Source organism: Rhodococcus sp. NPDC056506 (assembly GCF_042794945.1).
GTDB lineage: Bacteria > Actinomycetota > Actinomycetes > Mycobacteriales > Mycobacteriaceae > Rhodococcus_F.
The window spans coordinates 1-17,973 of sequence record NZ_JBHTSW010000015.1 but is presented as its reverse complement, the minus strand read 5'-3'; the positions used below and the strand labels follow the sequence as shown (position 1 = coordinate 17,973).

The 17,973-nt window shown below is 64.5% G+C and carries 16 protein-coding genes and 1 riboswitch; of the genes, 7 read left to right on the top strand and 9 right to left on the bottom strand.

Annotated elements, in window-relative coordinates; translation table 11 throughout:
* Positions 1-8: 8 nt before the first annotated feature.
* Complete coding sequence (locus tag ACFQ6H_RS14640) at positions 9-947, bottom strand: alpha/beta hydrolase (RefSeq protein ID WP_378646888.1); 939 nt, start codon at positions 945-947, stop codon at positions 9-11.
* Between the two features lie 148 nt (positions 948-1,095).
* Between ACFQ6H_RS14640 and ACFQ6H_RS14635 the strand changes: the two genes are divergently transcribed.
* The 5 genes from ACFQ6H_RS14635 to ACFQ6H_RS14615 all read left to right on the top strand — a co-directional run bounded on the left by ACFQ6H_RS14635 (position 1,096) and on the right by ACFQ6H_RS14615 (position 5,456).
* Positions 1,096-1,608 (top strand): TetR/AcrR family transcriptional regulator, encoded by a 513-nt coding sequence (locus ACFQ6H_RS14635; RefSeq protein ID WP_378646994.1) that lies wholly within the window; start codon positions 1,096-1,098, stop codon positions 1,606-1,608.
* Positions 1,609-1,624: 16 nt separating this feature from the next.
* A riboswitch (cobalamin riboswitch) is annotated at positions 1,625-1,762 on the top strand.
* Positions 1,763-1,877: 115 nt separating this feature from the next.
* A complete protein-coding gene (locus tag ACFQ6H_RS14630; protein WP_378646992.1) occupies positions 1,878-2,885 on the top strand; it encodes a FecCD family ABC transporter permease in 1,008 nt (335 codons plus the stop codon).
* The gene (locus tag ACFQ6H_RS14625; RefSeq protein WP_378646886.1) at positions 2,882-3,700 is read left to right on the top strand and encodes an ABC transporter ATP-binding protein; all 819 of its coding nucleotides are present in this window, start codon (positions 2,882-2,884) and stop codon (positions 3,698-3,700) included. The genes ACFQ6H_RS14630 and ACFQ6H_RS14625 overlap by 4 nt, the downstream gene beginning before the upstream one ends.
* On the top strand, positions 3,697-4,758 hold the full coding sequence (locus ACFQ6H_RS14620; protein ID WP_378646884.1) for an ABC transporter substrate-binding protein: 1,062 nt from the start codon (positions 3,697-3,699) through the stop codon (positions 4,756-4,758). The genes ACFQ6H_RS14625 and ACFQ6H_RS14620 overlap by 4 nt, the downstream gene beginning before the upstream one ends.
* Complete coding sequence (locus ACFQ6H_RS14615) at positions 4,755-5,456, top strand: hypothetical protein (protein WP_378646882.1); 702 nt, start codon at positions 4,755-4,757, stop codon at positions 5,454-5,456. Before ACFQ6H_RS14620 ends, ACFQ6H_RS14615 begins: the two co-directional genes overlap by 4 nt.
* Positions 5,457-5,786: 330 nt before the next feature.
* Here the strand turns inward: ACFQ6H_RS14615 and ACFQ6H_RS14610 are convergent, their stop codons facing one another.
* From ACFQ6H_RS14610 to ACFQ6H_RS14590, 5 genes are all read right to left on the bottom strand, one after another.
* Positions 5,787-7,232 carry an aldehyde dehydrogenase gene (locus ACFQ6H_RS14610; protein WP_378646880.1) on the bottom strand — a complete coding sequence of 482 codons (1,446 nt, stop codon included), beginning with the start codon at positions 7,230-7,232 and terminating at the stop codon, positions 5,787-5,789.
* A 4-nt stretch (positions 7,233-7,236) separates the two neighbouring features.
* A complete protein-coding gene (locus ACFQ6H_RS14605) occupies positions 7,237-8,406 on the bottom strand; it encodes a hypothetical protein (RefSeq protein ID WP_378448795.1) in 1,170 nt (389 codons plus the stop codon).
* Between the two features lies 1 nt (position 8,407).
* Complete coding sequence (locus tag ACFQ6H_RS14600; RefSeq protein WP_378646878.1) at positions 8,408-9,595, bottom strand: phosphotransferase family protein; 1,188 nt, start codon at positions 9,593-9,595, stop codon at positions 8,408-8,410.
* A gap of 139 nt (positions 9,596-9,734) precedes the next feature.
* On the bottom strand, positions 9,735-10,622 hold the full coding sequence (locus tag ACFQ6H_RS14595) for an ROK family protein (RefSeq protein WP_378646876.1): 888 nt from the start codon (positions 10,620-10,622) through the stop codon (positions 9,735-9,737).
* 4 nt (positions 10,623-10,626) lie between these two features.
* Positions 10,627-11,397, bottom strand: coding sequence for a class I SAM-dependent methyltransferase (locus ACFQ6H_RS14590; RefSeq protein WP_378646874.1), 771 nt, complete (start codon positions 11,395-11,397; stop codon positions 10,627-10,629).
* Between the two features lie 173 nt (positions 11,398-11,570).
* Between ACFQ6H_RS14590 and ACFQ6H_RS14585 the strand changes: the two genes are divergently transcribed.
* A complete protein-coding gene (locus tag ACFQ6H_RS14585; RefSeq protein ID WP_378646872.1) occupies positions 11,571-12,785 on the top strand; it encodes a glycosyltransferase family 4 protein in 1,215 nt (404 codons plus the stop codon).
* On the opposite strand, the gene ACFQ6H_RS14580 is transcribed toward ACFQ6H_RS14585, so the two are convergent.
* A complete protein-coding gene (locus ACFQ6H_RS14580) occupies positions 12,732-14,471 on the bottom strand; it encodes a hypothetical protein (protein ID WP_378646870.1) in 1,740 nt (579 codons plus the stop codon). The genes ACFQ6H_RS14585 and ACFQ6H_RS14580 overlap by 54 nt on opposite strands.
* 33 nt (positions 14,472-14,504) lie before the next feature.
* Here ACFQ6H_RS14580 and ACFQ6H_RS14575 point away from each other — a divergent pair, with 33 nt between their 5' ends.
* Entirely contained in the window at positions 14,505-15,731 is a 1,227-nt protein-coding gene (locus tag ACFQ6H_RS14575; protein ID WP_378535473.1) for a lipopolysaccharide biosynthesis protein, read from the top strand.
* Here the strand turns inward: ACFQ6H_RS14575 and ACFQ6H_RS14570 are convergent.
* Together ACFQ6H_RS14570 and ACFQ6H_RS14565 are read right to left on the bottom strand one after the other, a co-directional pair.
* The gene (locus tag ACFQ6H_RS14570; RefSeq protein ID WP_378646868.1) at positions 15,712-16,668 is read right to left on the bottom strand and encodes an ABC transporter substrate-binding protein; all 957 of its coding nucleotides are present in this window, start codon (positions 16,666-16,668) and stop codon (positions 15,712-15,714) included. The two genes, ACFQ6H_RS14575 and ACFQ6H_RS14570, sit on opposite strands and share 20 nt — an antisense overlap.
* Positions 16,669-16,837: 169 nt before the next feature.
* Positions 16,838-17,971, bottom strand: a complete 1,134-nt coding sequence (locus tag ACFQ6H_RS14565; RefSeq protein ID WP_378646866.1) for a DUF3068 domain-containing protein — start codon at positions 17,969-17,971, stop codon at positions 16,838-16,840.
* Between the last annotated feature and the right edge of the window lie 2 nt (positions 17,972-17,973).

The window sequence follows — 17,973 nt, the reverse complement described above, 5'->3', positions numbered from 1 at the left end:
TTCTCAGGCTAGGCGGGTGACGACGGTTTCGTGCGGTGACGCTCGGCGACGGACTGCGACAGTGTGGCGACGGCGTCGTGGAACTGCGTCAGGCCCGGCTCTTCGACGGGAAAGTGCCCGCACCCTTCCAACATCACGGATTCGGTGGGTGCGTTGATACGGCGAAGGAACTTCAGGCTCAGTTCGGGCGGTGTCCATCGGTCGTCGGCCGGGTGGGTGAGCAGGACGGGTGTCGTGCGAAATGATTCGGGCGCGGTGTGCTCGAACGAGAAGTAGCTGCTGAGAAATCCGAGTGGCACCCGAACGCCGCCGCCGCGCGGGTCCGTCGCACACAGCGTCGAGAGTTCCCGATTGCTGCTCATGTTCGCGACGTCGGCGACCCAACGGATGGGTACGCGGATGCGGCCCACCAGCCGATCGGTGCGGCGCATCAGGGGAGCGCCGTAGACACCCATCGGGGCGAACCGTGCCGCGGCAGCTCTGGCCGACGGATTCGAGGGATCGAGCAGGCAGGTAGCGACAACGGCGTCGGCCAGACCGGTCCGCGCGGCTACCTCGTAGGCCAGCAGACCGCCGATGCTGGCGCCCAACAACACCAGCGGCCGATCGTCGGCTGCCTTCTCGGCCCGGACGAGATCGCAGAGGAGATCGACCCACTGCTCGTACCGGACGCCGGCGGGATCGGCTGTAACGGTGTCGCCGTACAGCGGAAGGTCGGGGAAGAGGACTTCGGCGCCGAGTTTCACGCCGATCCCGGCAAACGGCCACAACGCGCCCGAGTACCCGCCGGCGCCGTGGATGCCGAGAACACGAACCGGCGCGTGCGGCACCACCGCCCGTGCGACGTGGACGGTGTTGCCGTTCCACTGCCACCACGTCGGGGTCGGCGCCGGCATGTGGTCGGCGTACCGGGCGGGCATAAACTTCGAATAATCGGCGCTGGTCACCTACACAATTCTCGATACCGGCATCGCGGCTGACAACTCGCATCGGAGGACCGTGTCGACTCGGCGGAAAAGGCCCTCCCAGCAGCGCTCCAGGGCTACGTACGACGCGATCCTGGAGGCAGCTACTCGCGTTTTCGCTGCGGAAGGCATGGCGGCGACCACCAACCGGATCGCCGACGAGGCAGGCGTGTCGGTGGGCTCGCTCTACCAGTATTTCGGCAACAAGTACGCGATCCTTGCGGAGTTGGCGAACCGTCACGTGAGTGCCGCGCGGGAAAGTTTTGCGGTCTGCCTTGCCGACATCGTCGAGCGCGAACTCTCCCTCGACGACGCCGTCAGGATGTTGGTGGAGTGCGCGGTCGCGGTGAACAGTAAACCGCGAGAGTTCTTTCACCTGCTCTACGATCAGGTTCCGCGTACGCCTGAGCTCATCGAACAGGTCGAAGGAATGAATCGGCAACTGGTACTAGGGTTTTCGGAGGTGTTGCAAAGCCGTGGATTCAGTGCGCAGGACGCGTTGTTGACCTCGCGGCTGACCGTGACTGCCGTGGACAGTCAGGTGCATCGGGTTGTGCTGGAATCGGATTCACCCGAAGAACTTCGGGTGCGCACGGAAGCCGTCGTGCGGCAGGCGAGATCGATGATCGCGTCGGAATCCTGATCCGGTGTGGGGAATGGTGACCGCAGTCCGTTATGGTTCTGACGTCATCATCGAGGTAATGGGAAGTCGGTGCAATTCCGGCGCGGTCCCGCCACTGTGAGGTCGTCCACGCGTCGACCGTAGCCAGATACCACCCTCGTTGACGTTGTGTCATGCCACGAGGATGGATCGGTCACACCATGAATGCTGTTGGCGGAGCTCTGTCTCCACCTACCCACCTGCCTTCGCCGAAGGCTGGTGCACCGCGAGGACGACTCAGTCCGGGTATCGTGCTGCCCATTCTGCTGGTCGTCACCGCGGTCTCGGCTGTGTGCGCGTTGGCCTTCGGATCCGAGATGCTCCCCGTGTCCACCGTGGTGGACGTGGTGCACTCGCGCTTCGGAGGCCCGGCCGTCACACGCTCGGATCTTGCGATCGTGTGGGGGATCAGGGCACCTCGGGTGCTGCTCGGTCTGGCTGTCGGCGCTGGTCTTGCCGTTGCCGGTGCGGTGGTGCAAACCCTCGTCCGTAACGCTCTCGCCGATCCCCACCTGCTGGGAGTGTCGTCCGGCGCGAGTGTCGGTGCCACCGCCGTCATCACCACCGGACTGTTCGCCGGCGCGGGAGTGTGGGCGCTCAGTTTCGGCGCGATGATCGGAGCTCTGGGAGCTGCGATTCTGGTCTTCACCATCGCGACGCTACAAGGCGGCATCACTCCACTGCGATTGGTTCTCACGGGAACTGTTACCGCATCCGCGCTGTCGGCGATCGCGAGCTTCTTGGTCCTGCGCACCAACGACTCCCAGGCTGCGCAGTCCGTATTGTTCTGGCTCCTGGGAAGTTTGGCCGGGGCATCCTGGGACAAGTTGTGGGCGCCGGTCATCGTAGTGTTCCTGCTGACGGCAGCGGTGTTCGCCCTGCACGGTTGGCTGGACGCACTGGCGGCTGGGCCGGACGTCGCGGCTTCGCTCGGTATTCCCATCCGAACCCTGCGAAACGTGTTGTTCGGAGTGCTGGCAGCGTTGGTCGGCACGATGGTTGCGGTGTCCGGTGCGATCGCCTTCGTAGGTTTGGTCATTCCGCACGTGACACGCATGATCGTCGGAGCCAGACATCGAGTGGTGTTGCCGGCGGCAGCGCTGATCGGGGCGTCGTTCCTGGTGTGGGTCGACGTCGTGGCGCGGACGTCGTTGCGGCCGACCGAGATCCCGCTGAGCGTGGTGACCGGAGTGATCGGGGCCCCGCTGTTTCTCCTGCTTCTCGGCCGTCGGCGCTACCGTTTCGGTGGTAGTTCGTGAGCGCCCGTGCACTGCCGCTGACTGCGTCCGGAGTAGTTGTTCGCATCGACCGTCGAACCATCGTCAAGGGCGTCGACATCGTCGCTGACGCCGGCGCAGTGGTGGGTGTGGTCGGTCCGAACGGCTCGGGCAAGTCGACCTTCTTGCGTGCTCTCGCCGGTCTCGGACCGATCGCCGGCGGTGACGTTCGCGTCGGCGGCCAGTCCGTGCACGCGATGTCGGCGCGTTCGCGGGCCAAAGCGATTTCTTTTGTGGCGCAGGAAGAGCAAAGTCCCGCCGACCTGTTGGTTCACGAATACGTGACTTTGGGGCGCACCCCACACGCAAAGCCCTGGAGCGTCGGCGGAAAGCACGAGAATGCCGTCGTGGACCGTGCTCTGGGCGAGGTCGGAATGATCGAGCACCGATTCTCTTCGATGGACACGCTTTCCGGTGGAGAGCGTCGGCGGGTATTTCTTGCTCGGGGACTCGCGCAGGACGCCGGCGTACTCATCCTCGACGAGCCGACCAATCATCTCGACATCCGGCATCAACTCGAACTGCTCGATCTGGTCCGGTCGTTGGACCGGACGGTGATCATGGCACTGCACGACCTCGATTTGGCTGCAGCAGTGTGTGATCGGGTACTCGTGCTCGCGGACGGAGTTGCCAAAGCCTTCGGTCATCCCTCCGATGTACTCACCACCTCGGTGGTCGCAACTGTTTTCGGCGTCGAGACATTCGAGCTCGTGAACCCTGCGACAGGCCGTTCACACCTCGTATTCGAATCACGAAATTCTCAACCACAACTCACATTTTCGGAGAGTGCACTTTGATACACGTCAAGACCCGCGCGTCGTTCGGTGCGGTCGCAGCCGCGACAGCGTTGTTGGCCGTTTCCGGCTGCACAGCGACCGCACCCGTCGACGAAGCCGCAGACAAGACTTCGGTCACGCTGGAGAACTGCGGAACGGAAAGCACTTTCCAACTTCCGATCGAAAAAGTTGTTGCCACAAGCAATGCGGCCAATATCGGCACCATTCTCCGAGTCGGCGGACTGGATCGTCTCGCTGCGGTCGTGTTGAACACCAACAACGACGCGGTCATGGATTCGATGTTCGGTCCTGGAATCGCCGACGTTCCACACCTGGACGGAACGATCACGATGGAGACGATTCTGGGTAAGCAGGCGGACCTGGTGGTCGGCTCGTACAGCGGCTTGTTCAAGGGAGCGTCCGGTGTGACGCCGGAATCGCTGCAGGGCAACAATATCGACTCATATGTGATCTCCGACAGCTGTCGGCAGAGTGCCGCCGCGGATTCCGCGCTCGGAACGATGGGTCCGTGGGATGCCCTCCGTGCAGACGTGACCAATTACGGAAAGCTGTTCGGAACCGAGGACACCGCCGCCGAGGCGCAGACCGAATTGGATTCGCGGTTGGCACGTTTGGAGTCGGCACCGGATGCGGGCGACAAGCCGAAGGTGCTGATCTACGACAGCGGTGAAGAAGATCTGTACACCAGCGGAGGTAATGGAGCCCCCAACGGAATCATCGATGCGGCCGGGGGAACCAATGTGTTCGCCGACGTCGACAACACCTGGTTCAAGGCGAGCTGGGAGACCGTCGCGAAGGCAGAACCCGACGTCATCGTGATCATGGACTACAAGAAGAGTGCCGACGAAGTACAGGGCAAGATCGACGCGATCAAGAGCCGAGAAGGCCTGCGTGACCTCGACGCAGTCAAGCAGAACCGTTTCGTCGTACTCCCGCTCGCCATGTTCACCAGTGGGTTCCCCAATATCTACGGCGCGGAACAGTTGCGCGCGAAGATCGAAGAGTTCGGGCTGGCTCCGTCGAGCAGCATCGACTGGACAACCGCGCCGTCGGCATGAGCAACAACCGGTGCTCGCGTCGGGTGATTGTCGTCTTACGGCCGACTGTCAGCGGCCTGGACGAGTCGGCTGCACGACGGATGCTCGACGCTGTTCGGGCCGGCACCGACGCCGACGTTCGCGTTGCGTACCTCGATGTCTCCTCGCCGAGCCTTCACGAGGAACTCGATCGAGCCCATGTCGATGACGTCGACAAGGTCGTGTTGATTCCAGTTGCGGTGCCGAGGGATCGGTACCTGCTCACCTGGACAAGCAAGGCGGTTGCGAACTGGCGCGAAACCCGAATCGACGCCGAACTGGAAGTGACGCTCCACGAATCGGAAACGCTCGAAGGTGCGGTGGCCGGGCAGGTGATCGACGAACTCGACTCGGCGGGAAAGCCGATCGCCGCGAGTCCGGCGTCGTATCGCAGTCCGGCGTGGTCCGTGATCGAGCAGCACGATAGGCATCTGTTGGTGTGCAAGGGCCCTCGCTGTATGGCGTACGGAGCAGGACCGCTTCACCGGGCCATGAGTGCGGCGGCCAAAGGCACTTCGGCAAAGGTGACCGGAACCGGTTGTCTGAGCCCGTGCAACCTGGGCCCGTTGGTGATCGCGAACCCCGGTGGCACCTGGTTCGGTCATGTGGACGCCGGTGACGCTGAAGCATTGGTCGCAGGTCAGGAGAATCAATTGGTGGATCACGTTCTGGACCGGTAGATATAGGTCGGCGAAACAGAGAACCCGCTGAGCGCGAAGTGCGCTCAGCGGGTTCTGTTGTCCTGTCTCAGGAACCGAAGGGAAGGGTTCCCGGCGGGATCTGGTATCCACTGCTGCCGACGGAGGCGCTGCCCCAGAGCGCGAGGAAAGCGTTGATGGCGTTGGTGAGCATATGAATGTCCTTTGTGAGATGACTGATTCGTTTTCGACGGTACCGGGTGGATCTGTGGATTCGCTGGGAGTTGGCACCCATTTCATGGGGCTGGCACCCGTTCCGGCAGGTCGGAACGGGTGCCAACTGTCAGCAAAGGGTGCCAACTCCCGGGTGGGTCAGCCCACGTAGCCGGGCGGCATGAGTACGGACTTGGTCTCGCAGAAGGCTTCGAGGCCCTCAGGTCCGTTCTCGCGCCCGATACCGGAGTTCTTGTAACCCCCGAACGGCGATCCGGGATCGAAGGCGTACCAGTTGATCGCGTAGGTACCCGTGCGGATCTGCGCAGCAACTTCGAGTCCGTGATCGATGTCGGTGGTCCACACCGATCCGGCGAGGCCGTAATCCGAATCGTTGGCGATCTTGATGGCCTCGTCCTCGGAGTCGTACGGAATCACCGAGAGAACGGGTCCGAAGATCTCCTCGCGTGCGATGGTCATCGAGTTGTCCACGTCGGCGAAGATGGTCGGCTCGACGTACCAGCCCTTGTCCAGGCCGGCGGGACGTCCACCACCGAGTACGACGCGCGCGCCGTCTTCCTTACCCTTGGCGATGTAACCCTCGACGCGCTCGCGCTGCTTCTCGGAGATCAGCGGGCCGAGTTGTGCTGCGGGATCGGACGGATCGCCGACGGTCATGAAGCCTGCGGCGGTCTTCATTCCCTCGATGACCTCGTCGTAACGCGAACGGGGAGCGAGGATTCGGGTCTGAGCGACACAGGCCTGACCGGTGTTCATCAGGCCGGACATGACGAGCATCGGCATTCCGGCGGCGATGTCGGCGTCCTCGAGGATGATCGCGGCGGACTTGCCACCCAGTTCGAGGGAGCAGCGCTTGAGGTTCTGTGCGGCGATGGCACCGATCTTGCGGCCGACGGCACTGGATCCGGTGAACGTGATCTTGTCGATGCCCGCATGAGAGACCAGGTATTCGCCGGTCTCGGCTCCGCCGGGGAGCACGGAGATGACGCCTTCGGGAACGCCTGCCTCGGTGAAGATCTCGGCGATCACGTGGACGGACAGTGGGGATTCGGGTGCGGGCTTGAGCAGAACCGTGCAGCCGGCGAGCAGGGCGGGTGCCAGCTTGTTGATCGCCAGGAACAGCGGGACGTTCCAGGCCAGCACGGCGGCGACGACGCCGACGGGCTCACGGGTCACCTTGGTCTGCCCGAATGCGCCGGTGCGCTTCTCTTCCCACGCGAACTTGTCGGCCAGTTCGGCGTAGTAGCCCAGCGTCGCCATCGACGGGGTCTGCTGCATCATGCCGACCATGGCGGGCGGCTGGCCCATCTCGTTGGAGATGAGCTGGTTGATTTCCGCGCTGCGCTCTTCGATCAGCTTGGCGGCCTTGGCGAGGATCGCGCCGCGCTCGGCGGGGGTGGTGCGTGACCACGGTCCCTCGAACGCCGCGCGGGCTGCGGACACGGCCGCGTCGATGTCTGCCGGTGCTGCGATGGGACAGCTGCCGACGCGCTCCTCCGTTGCGGGAGAGAACACTTCGAGTACCTGGTCGGTGGCCGGGGCCACCCATGCTCCACCGATGTAGAGCTTGTCGTAGTCAGTCATCAATTCATTCCTCGGTGTTGTCGGTCGCCGCGAGGGCATACGCGTCGTCTGCCTGTGCGGTGTCGGTGAAACTGGTGAATCCGTATTTCTCGTGCGGTCCGATGGCGGCTACCTCGAAAAGGCCGGTGCCGGTGTGGGTGTTCGCGCCTTCCGTGAGCGTGAAGGACGCAAGATTGTCGACGGGGGAGAACATGCGTTGGAACGGTTCGATCTCGTGGACCTTGTGGCGCAGTCCCTGTACGACGAGTTCGCCCTGCCACATTCCGTGACGCCAGTCCTGCTCGAGTCCGTAGCCGGTGCCGATTCCGATGTAGTTGGCCAGCAACAGTTCGCAGGTGACGGTCAGGACTTCACCGCCTGGCCGGTGGAAGGTGATGGTGGCTCCGGTGACGTCGCGGGTGTCGGGGCAGAACGTCAGTTCGTGTTCGGGCCGGCCGAGCCATTCGTTGTCCCTGGTTTCGTCCGGCCACACCCGCATGGCCTCTTCGACTATGCGCCTGCCCTGCTCGTCTTCCTGCATGATCACCGAGATCGTGAACTCGTCGAACTGCATGACCGCGTAGATCCAGAAGAAGTTCTGGATTCCGTCGACGGCGCGTCTGCCTTGCGGTTCGGCTTCACCGACCGGACGCACACCCCACGAGCGGTCGCGGTTTCCCCGCCACGTCTTCGGGTCGATCGCGAACTCCTCCCCGTCGACGGTGAGCGATCCGGTCCAGGTTCCGGTCTGCAGGAAGCGCGAGGTGTCGAACGTGACACGTTCGAGTTGGCGACGAAAGTGCTTGGGCTCGAGCGCCGCCGGGATGGTGGCGTCGAAGGTGATGTCGAAGGAGAGATCGTATTCGCTGCCCGGTTCGAGGACGACGCGGAGCTTCTGCAGTCCTTCCAGCACTTCGATGCGCAAAGGTCCGACGGTGGTGTCGGTGCGGTCGGCGCCCAGAGCCTTCGACATACGCGCAACGATGTGGTCGTCACCGCGGCGCAGTACCGCGAAGGCGTCCATGACGCCGAGGTTGGGGTACTGGCCGAGTCCGACGATGAGGAACACGTCGGGGGATTCGGTGGGGTAGCAGTTGAAGTAGTAGCGGTCGTAGAAGTTTCGATCCGAGGTGGCTACGTGACGGATCGGTTCGGCGATCTGGTGAACGGGATAGTCGTCCATCGGTGAGAGCATGTCAGGCCAACCTCTCCCAGTAGGTACCGTCGAGCATCGCGGCGAGCGAAGCGCGGTGCATGATCATGTCGTCGGGGTCTTCGGGTCGCTGTGACTGGCCGAAAGCTATGGCGCGGGCCTGGATTCGCCACATGATGACCGCCTGACGCAGTGCGGCATAGGTAACGTAGAACTCCAGATCGTGTGGGGCGTGGCCGGTGATCTCGGCGTAGGTCTGCGCGAGATCCGGCAGTCTCAGGAAGTCGGGAAGGCCGGGTAGGTTCGCCAGGCCGGCGATGTCCTCGAAGAACCTGTGCAGGAATGCCATCCAGCCCAGATCCATCTCCCTTGGGCCGAGAGTTGCCATTTCCCAGTCGAGTACGGCTACCGGCGCGAAGTCCTGGTACATGACGTTGCCGATACGCGAGTCGCCCCAACAGAGCACGGCCGGCGAATCGTCCGCGGGATTGTTCTCCTCGATCCAGTCGAGGGCACGTTCGATGAGCGGTGATCTGATGCCGTCGGAGACCACCCACTCGTAGTACGCGCGCTGTTCGGCGATGTGTGCCGTGAATGCCTCTCGTGCAGTCGTTCCCGAATTGGGGAGCCGGAGGAAGTCGAAACGCTCACACGGCTTGTCGATGTCATGCAATTGAGCCAGGACGTCGACCGAGCTGCGCTGGAGGGTCTTTCGCTGCGCGGGGGACGCTTCGGTGACCCACGATCCGAAGTTGTACGGCATGACGTCAGGTGGCACGTCGCCGGAGATGCGTTCCATCACGAAGAACGGCGCACCCAACGCGTCCGGGTCGGATTCGGACCAGTACACGGCAGGTACGGGCACCGCCGAGTGCTCGCGCACCTGAGCCATGGTGCGGAACTGGGATTCGAGGTCGTAGGCAGGAAAGACCGGCATGGTCGATTCCGTCGGTGCGACCCGGGCGACCAAGGGATGATGATCGCCGTCCCAGGTGGCGTCGAAGAGGATGGTTTCGCTGGACATGCCGTTGGCTGCGGGCAAGGTGACGTCGGCGACGGTCACGGTCGATCCGCTCGGCACCTTTCCCGCCATCCACCGTTCCAGTCGTTCACGGAGGTCTTCGGTGTCGCGGAGGGAATCACTCGGTCGGGCGACCTGGGCGTGATGCTCGGCTTCTTCTGTCGAAGAAACGGTCGAGGCGACGTCAGATGAGGAAGCGTCTGGGCTCACGGTCACCTCCTTCCCATAGGTGTCACGCGCAGTGCCCGTAACGGTGTGAGTCAGAACACTAAAACACGTTACAGAAATTGGGAACAGGTGGCACCCGTTTAGTGGGACTCCCTGCGGATTTATCAGGGAAGAACGCGTGTCAGATCGCGGCGGTGCGCGAGAGCAGACCTGCGCCGGTCAGAGTTCCGGCGCCGCCCAGCTCGGCGGGAACGATCCGAAGCCCGGCGATGAACGATAAACGGGCATGTCGGGCAGCCGCGTCGAGCATCGGTTGCCACAGCGGCGCACCCGACTGTGCGAAACCGCCGCCGATCACCGCGAGGTCCACGTCCAGGAGGGCAGCCGCAGAGGCGATGGCACCACCGAGCGCCGTGCCTGCGCGGTGAAGCGCGTCCACGGCGATCGCGTCGCCGCTGCGTGCACCCTCGGCTAGTTCACGGCCGGTGTTCCCCGACCAGCCCTGGCTACGAGCCCATCGCACCGCGGACGGTCCACTGGCCACCGTCTCGAGGCAGCCGACGCCCCCACAACTGCACGGTTCGGAAGAGCCTGGAACGACGAGGTGACCGATGTGGCCCGCGTTGCCGGTTCGACCTCGCGCGATCTCTCCGCCGAGAACGATTCCGCCGCCGATCCCCGTAGAGACGACCAGGCTCAGGAGGTTCGGGGTTCCGCGTCCGGCGCCGTGGTAGAACTCCGCCAGTGCCGCTGCCGCCCCGTCCATGGCGAGGGCGGTTCCGGCGTCGGGAAAGAGGTTACGGACGCCCGCTACCAGCTCGAATCCCTGTGCCCACTCGGTGATGTTGATGGGAGCGACGACGCCGGCGACGGTGTCCACCGGTCCGGCGCACGCGATGCCCACACCGTCGACGTCTCGGCCGTCGGCGACTCGCTCGAGCAGCGCCGCGCATGCTCCCCACGGGTCGGTCTGCGGCGTCGGAACGCTGTCGAACACGGGGACACGGCCATCCTCTGACACGACGCCGGCAGCCATCTTGGTGCCACCGATGTCGAGTGCGAGGCGCATGCCGCTATCGCTTTTCGAGAACCAGGACGAGGTTGCTCACCAGGAACTCCCGCAGGCCGGGGACTCGGACCATCCACCACGCCCACGACGGGTGGTAGCGCGGGATCGCGGCGAGCAATGTTCCCTGGCTGGTTCCACGGGCCCAGCGTAGGCCGTCGGTGGCGCCGACTTTGAACAACGACACCCCGAATCTGTTCTTCGGTTCGCGTCCGGTCTTGCGGAGGTACCGCTTGGCCGCGTACTCGCCGCCCAGCGCATGCCACGGCCCGGTTTCGTGGCCGCCGAACGGACCCCACCACAAGGTGTACGAGAGAACCATCAAGCCGCCGGGCTTGGTCACGCGCAGCATTTCCTCCGCCATCAGCCACGGCTCACTGACGTGTTCGGCCACGTTGGAGGAGAAGCAGATGTCCACCGACGAGTCCAGGAACGGCAGCGCCAAACCGGATCCACGCACCGCACCACCCACGGTCAGACCTGCCGCGTGCATCTCCGAGGGATCGGGTTCGACGGGAATGTAGCGGGCACCGGCGGCCTTAAAGACCTCCGCGAAATAGCCCGGCCCGCCGCCCACGTCGAGGACGGTGAGGCCGTCGAGGGATCGTCCGGTGTGACCTTCGTGCAGGTCCGAGATCAATTCGACGGAGTCGCGTGCGAGCGCACCGTAGAAGATATCGGGTGCGGTCTGCTCGTGGCGGAAGTCGCTGAGCAGGCCGAACGAGCGTTTCAGGGTTGCCCGTCGGCCGAAAATGCGGGTCACTGCGGGCTTGGTCACGGGTAGCAACTTTAGCCACTGGGGCGCCCGGTCCACGAACACCGTCAGGAGCGCGGCAATACGGACGCTCGAACAGTTAGGGTGTTCGGCAGGGTTACCGGCCGGTCAGGCGGGGCATCCCGCAGGATCGCCCGAATCGTGGTGGCCACCGACCAACTCAGGGAGTAACGCACGTGCGCGAGGTTCTGTTGCTCTGCTGGCGCGATACCGGGCATCCCCAGGGCGGTGGAAGCGAGCGTTACCTCGAGCAGGTCGGATCCCAGTTGGCCGAGCGCGGCATCAAGGTGACGCTGCGGACGGCGTCGTATCCCGGAGCGCCCGCGTCGGAGGTTCGTGACGGCATCACCATCAGCCGAGCGGGTGGACGTTTCAGTGTGTATCCCCGCGCTCTGGCTGCCATTGCCGCTGGGCGTCTGGGTTTCGGATCGCTGAAGGGCATTCGCCCCGACGCGGTGATCGACACCCAGAACGGCATCCCCTTCTTCTCCAAGACCGTGGCGGGTGCGCCGGTCACGCTTCTGGTCCATCACTGCCATCGTGAACAGTGGCCGGTGGCAGGCAAGCTCGTCGGTCGGATCGGCTGGTGGGTCGAATCGCGATTGTCACCGCGCGCCCATCGACGTAGTCAGTATCTGACGGTGTCGCTTCCCTCGGCGGAAGAATTGGTGGATCTCGGTGTCGAGCGCGAACGAATTGCCGTGGTGCGCAACGGTGCCGATCGGCTCCCCGTCGGCGTCGACGCGGGTGGTTCGATCACCAGAGCCGAGCGTCCCACCATTTCGGTTCTCTCGCGACTGGTGCCGCACAAGCAGATCGAGGACGCACTCGAAGCTGTCGCGGCGCTGCGGCCGACGCTTCCTGACATCCATCTCGACGTCATCGGTGGTGGTTGGTGGGAGCAGAACCTGCGTGATCGCGCTGCCGAGTTGGGGATCGGTGACGCCGTCTCCTTCTACGGCCACGTCGACGAGGCTCGCAAACATGAACTACTGGCGCAGTCGTGGATTCATCTCATGCCTTCGCGAAAAGAAGGATGGGGCCTTGCAGTCATCGAGGCTGCGCAGCACGGTGTTCCGACGATCGGCTACCGCAGTTCCAAAGGCCTGACCGATTCGATCGTCGACGGAGTGACCGGGCTTCTGGTCGGCGGAGAGCATGCCGGCGACGGTGACATCGCTGATCTGACGCAGGCTGCCGGCACCCTGCTTCGCGACCACGAACTCCGCACGGTGCTCGGTGAGAAAGCTCGCGTGTGGTCCGGTGAGTTCTCCTGGGAACAGACCGGCACCGGAGTCCTGGAGGTGCTGTCTGCACACAAGGACGGCCGGTGGGTCTCAGGACTGGCCGCGCCGCGCGAGTCGAATTCGGTTCTGGTTCAGTCCGACTGAGATCAGCGCGATCACGCCCATCAGTATCCACGCGAGATGCGCAACTATGACGGCAGTTCGGGCGCCGGTCGAGGCTTCCTGTGTGGCAACGTCTCCCCGTACTCGGTAGAGCTCGAGGTCGTCGTCGGCGAAGACCTGTTCCAATCCGTCGAGCGCAGTTGCCGAGTTGCCGAGTTGACCCGGTGTCCCGCGCTCGATCAGCACCCATCCGACTCCGAGAGCGGCCAACTGCGTAGGACTTCCGCCGGCCAGCAGTAGGTCCTCGACCTGGGTGGCTCGGGTTCCCTCGCCGCCGACCGCACCACCGGCAACCACCAGTTGGCCGGTCTGCAGAACGTCGAGAGGCAGGAAGCGTGGTGCGGGATCGAGCACCGGCGCATCGCCGCTGTAGGGGAAGGCACGGAACATTCCGGCGGGAAGCACTGCAACGTCACCGGTTTCGTCTTGCAGTTGCTCGACCACCACGGTCCAGGACCCGGGATAGTGCACGGGTTTCAACGCGCCGCCGACGCCCCACACGAGATCCGGCAGTGCCACGATCGTCACCACGACGGCGACGATCGAGAATGTCGGGCGGGGAACGGTGAACCGATTGCCTGCCCACATCACCGCGGCGGCGGCAGCGAGTGCGTAGAACGGTACGGCCAGCGCGACCCACTTCTGCGCGTCACGCAGCAGACCGGCGCCGGTGAACACCTCGACCGACCATCGGCCGACGTCGAGTCCCCACGGGGTGGCGCCCAGGGTCGGAGCCAGCACCGCAAACAGTGCCAGCGCGCCGAGTCCGGAGACGACAGGGTTTCGGCGTCGTCGCCACAGAGCGGGCACACCGGCGAACACCACGACTAGCAGAAGAAGTGTTCCGATCAATGCGAAGAGTGTTGTGCGCGTAGACGGTATCGCTGCCGAGTTCCAGATACCGCCGAGACCGGCGAGGCTGCCGAGCGTCGCGAGTCCGGGTTCCGCTCGGGCGGCAAAGGCCGCGACTCCTGCTGGATCGGAACCGTCGCCTGCTGCTCCGGATACGAAGGTGGCGACCAACCACGGCGAGGCCGTGACGAGGAAGAGCCCGACAGTGCCGCAGATACGCCTCGGAGCGGAGGTGCGCCCTCCTGGGGAGGCAACCACCACCAAGGCAGCCGCCAGAGCGAGCAGAGCGCCGGTAGGTGTCAGGCCCGCGAATGCCACTGACGCGGCCAACGCCCACCACGATCCGGGCGTTGCTCGGCGAACTCCGATTCCGGCACACACGATCCACGGCAGTGCGGCATATCCGGTCAGCAGACTCCAATGTCCTTGCAGCAGGCGCTCGGCCACATACGGGTTCCAGAGCATCACCGTCGACGCGACGAGTTGTGGACCGAGACCGGCAGTCGGCAGCAGAACGGCGACCATGCGCGCCGCACCCCAACCGGCGAGCCAGAGCGCCGCGAGCAGGATGAACTTGACCACCAGTCCGCCGTCGATCACGGTGCTCAATGCTGCGATCAGCGCGTCCTGGGGAACAGCGCGGGCTGCGGCGTCGGTGAGTCCGAGGGCCGAGTCGGTCAGGTACGAGCGCGGCGTGCTGACGGCGTCGCGCAGCAGGAGGTAGCCGGGGCCGAGCAGCGGTCCGAGGATCAACAGTGCCAGCGCCAGGCTGTACGCCGCAGGCAGGTAACGGCGGTATCCGGCTTGCGCTGTCATGACGCGCACGATACGTGGTGCATCATTACTGCCATGTCTCGCCAACCACTCGATCGCGCCGCCGCGGCCGGGGTCGGCATGGTTTTGGTGGGATCGATGACGGCCAATGTCGCGTCGTACCTGTTGGCGTGGTTGGCCAGTAGATGGTTGGGGCCGGTCGGCTACGGCGAGTTCGCGAGTCTGCTTGCCGCCCAGTTGGTACTTGCGGTTCCGGCGTTGGCGTTGCAGACGGTGGTGGCCCGCGAGGCGGTGCGTGGCAAGAGTACAGATGCGTTGCGGTCGTTGGGGTATCGATGCACGGCGATCGTCGCCGTCCTCGCGGTGGCGCTGGCTCCGGCGATGGCGTGGCTGCTCGACACCGGAATCGTGGCGGCGTTCTCGGCGTTGGTGACCGCGCCCATGTTGGTTCTGTTGGCCACGGAGCAGGGGTTGTTGCAGGGGCACGGTCGATTCGGCACTCTCAGTGCGGTACTCGCCGGCGCCGGGGTGATGAAAGTCCTTCCGGCAGTGATCGTTCTGGCATTCGGCGGCGGAGCAGGTGCGGCATTGGTCGCGGGCGCGGCCGGAACCGCGGTGTTGGTGGCGATAGTGCGCGTGGTCGACCGAACCGTCTCGGTGAGCGAGGACCGGCCGGTGCGTATCGGCGTCGTCTCCGTGCTCGCGGCGTCGCAGGTTCAGCTCGCGCTTATCGCGTTGTCCTCGCTGGACCTGCTGATCGTCCGCGTCGTCCTCAGTGAATACGACGCCGGTGTCTACGCACTGGGCGCCGTCGCGACGAAGGTCGCGTTCTGGCTGCCGCAGGCAGTGGGCGTCGTGCTGTACCCGAAGATGGCGAACCCGGCGCACTCGGCGCAGGCGGTTCGCTCGGCTCTGGCGGTGCTCGTCGGTATCGGCGCCGTCTTGGTTCTGGGGGCGGCGGTTGCCGGCCCGCTGGTGCCGATGCTCGTGGGCGACGCGTACGCCGCCGTCGCTCCGATGCTGTGGGCCTTCGCCCTGCACGGTGCAGCGCTGGCGGTACTCCAGGGTGCTTTGCTGTCCGCAATCGCGTCAGAACGCACACGAGTGGCCCTTCTGGCATGGGCAGGGCTGGCTGTGGAGGCGACGGTCATGCTGGTGTGGGCGAAGACGCCGGGAGAGTTGATCGGTGTCGCCGTCGTGGTTGCGTCGACGACGGCGTTGGCGGTGTCCGTCGCCGCGGTGCGAAGTGCCGACCGCGCCGGGCCGGCCCCTCGCAGCGGCGTCAGTTCTCCAGACGCGTGAACAGATCGTCGAAGTAGTCGAGCGTGCGCATCGCGGTGTAGACGGATCCGTAGTTGATGTTCCCACCCGTGTAGACGACGTTGTCGCCTTGAACTGCGCGGATACGGTTCCACATCGCGCGGTCGTCGCTGACGGGATCCACGCCGGGCGCGGTGGTGACGATCATTCCGTCGGCCGAGTCGAGAGCAGTCACCAGATTTTCGGTGGAGATCTCCTTCTGTCCCTCGACCGGCCACTGGAGTTGCACGCCGAGGTCTTCGGCAACCTGCGTGGAGATGCCCTTGCGGTTGACGCCGTTGACCTTCTGGTTCACGTAGTTCAGCAGCACGATCTGCTTGCTCGCCAAGCTCTGGGCATGGCGTTCCTTCAATCCGGCTGCTTTGTCCTCGTACGCTCCGATGACCTGACGGACGTCGGGGTTCTCGGTGCGCCCCAGCCAACTCGCCAACTGATCGATGTTCTCGCGCCAAGGGCGCGTGAAGTCCATCGGAAGCACCGGCGCTGTCTGGCTCAACTGCTGTAGCGGCCACATGTCGGAGGCCTCACCGATGTCGGTGCAGATGATCAGGTCCGGTTCCAGCGCGAGAATTGCCTCGACGTTGACCGGTGCCTCGAACACCTGCGCCGTGGGATCAGCAGGAACCCACGGCTCGGCGGCGTCGAAGCTGTAGGCGATGACCGGTAGGCCCATCGCGACGGCCGGTTCGAGGTCGAGTCGGGAGTCGATGGCGACGACGCGCTTCGGGGTGAGCGGAATGTCGTAGGTTCCGAGAGAGGTCGTGACCGTGCGCATCCCGGACGCATCGCTCTCGGTCCCGGCGGATCGTGCGCAACCGGCGGCGAACAGCCCGGAGAATGCTGCCGTACTGACCACGAATCTCCGCCGCGTCAGATCGCTGACACAGATGTGTGACCCCAGAACTGTTGATGCGGGCATGTGGCTCCTCGTGCTCGGGGTGATCCGGACTTCCAGAAAACGCTAAGCCCGTGACCGTGCGGAGGGAACCATCCGTCGCGCCAATCCGTACGCCGATCCGGCAACAACATCCCGAAACGCAGTAGAGCGCCCCTTCCGTGTGGAAGGGGCGCTCTACTTACTGTCTGAATCAGTCCTTGCGCAGATCCGGACGCGGGATCACCTGAGTGTCGTCCGAGGTCCAGTCGTGCTCACCCGGAGCCGGCTCTGGCGAACCCTGGCCGCTGGGATTCTGGTTCGTTCCGCCGTGTGCAGCGCGGGCCGGAGTTCCGCCCTTGCTGCCGCGGAGGCCGAGGAAGATACCGGCGATCAGTGCGATGACGCCGAGGACACCTGCCACGATCGGGACGGTGCGGCCGAAGAGCGAGAGCTTGTCCATGCCGTCACGTGCCTGCTGGACCTGGTACTCGATGGTCGCTTCGTCGAAGGGCAGGGTGACCTTGAGAACCTCGACGTCGACGGCATCCTTGTTGCGTCCGTAGTACTGGTGCAACTGCTCCTGGCCCTTGACGACAACGCCGGTCTTGGGCTCGACCCACAGGTCACGGACGTTGGTGTACCAACGCGTCATCGTGATCGGAGTAGCGCCACCGGGAACGCCCCAGGTGTCGGCGGGCAGGCTCAGCTTGTTGGTGGGGGAGTTGACGACCTTCGACAGGTCGACGGGATCGATCGTCTGCTGGAAGTGGTACACCTTCAGACCGTTGATCTCGGTCTCTTCGACGAAGTCGATGTCCTTCGTGGCGCGAGCGTTCAGGTCGAAGTAGGGGTAGCTCTTCTGTTCCGTGTTGAACGGGAACTTGTACTGCAGACCGTCGCGGGAAACTTCTTCGGCGGGCTGGTCGCTGGAGGTCTGGACGGTTCCGACCGGATCGTTGGTCGGCATCGAGCTGACGCGATCGAGCGTGACGCGGTCCAGGGTTGCGGTCAGCAGCCCGGTGTCGCCCTGCTTGTCGGTACGACGGACCGTCTGGCCGGCTTCGACGGTGATGATGTCGGCGTCGGACGGGTCCTGCGTGGTGACGTAGCGCTGAGCGACGATCGGCACGTTGGTGTCGACCTGTGCCTTACCACCGAGGAGGGCCGCCGAGTTGAGGACGCTACCGGTGCCCGTGGCGACGGTGGTCACCTCGAGGTCGAGTGGCGTCTTCTCCAGCTTGCCTACCGTGTAGGTAGGAATGAGGATGGCGATGGCCAAAAGGAAGGCACCGAGGCCCACCAGAATGCAAGGAAGTATCCGGCTCGGCCCTGAGCGTTCCGCCATGC

Bases quoted from the DNA above. Each gene is read 5' to 3' on its own strand.
- ACFQ6H_RS14605 (WP_378448795.1), bottom strand. From the start codon at position 8,406: ATGCTCTCACCGATGGACGACTATCCCGTTCACCAGATCGCCGAACCG.
- ACFQ6H_RS14615 (WP_378646882.1), top strand. From the start codon at position 4,755: ATGAGCAACAACCGGTGCTCGCGTCGGGTGATTGTCGTCTTACGGCCG.
- ACFQ6H_RS14635 (WP_378646994.1), top strand. From the start codon at position 1,096: ATGGCGGCGACCACCAACCGGATCGCCGACGAGGCAGGCGTGTCGGTG.
- ACFQ6H_RS14570 (WP_378646868.1), bottom strand. From the start codon at position 16,668: ATGCCCGCATCAACAGTTCTGGGGTCACACATCTGTGTCAGCGATCTG.
- ACFQ6H_RS14565 (WP_378646866.1), bottom strand. From the start codon at position 17,971: ATGGCGGAACGCTCAGGGCCGAGCCGGATACTTCCTTGCATTCTGGTG.
- ACFQ6H_RS14610 (WP_378646880.1), bottom strand. From the start codon at position 7,232: ATGACTGACTACGACAAGCTCTACATCGGTGGAGCATGGGTGGCCCCG.
- ACFQ6H_RS14595 (WP_378646876.1), bottom strand. From the start codon at position 10,622: ATGCGCCTCGCACTCGACATCGGTGGCACCAAGATGGCTGCCGGCGTC.
- ACFQ6H_RS14575 (WP_378535473.1), top strand. From the start codon at position 14,505: ATGTCTCGCCAACCACTCGATCGCGCCGCCGCGGCCGGGGTCGGCATG.
- ACFQ6H_RS14580 (WP_378646870.1), bottom strand. From the start codon at position 14,471: ATGACAGCGCAAGCCGGATACCGCCGTTACCTGCCTGCGGCGTACAGC.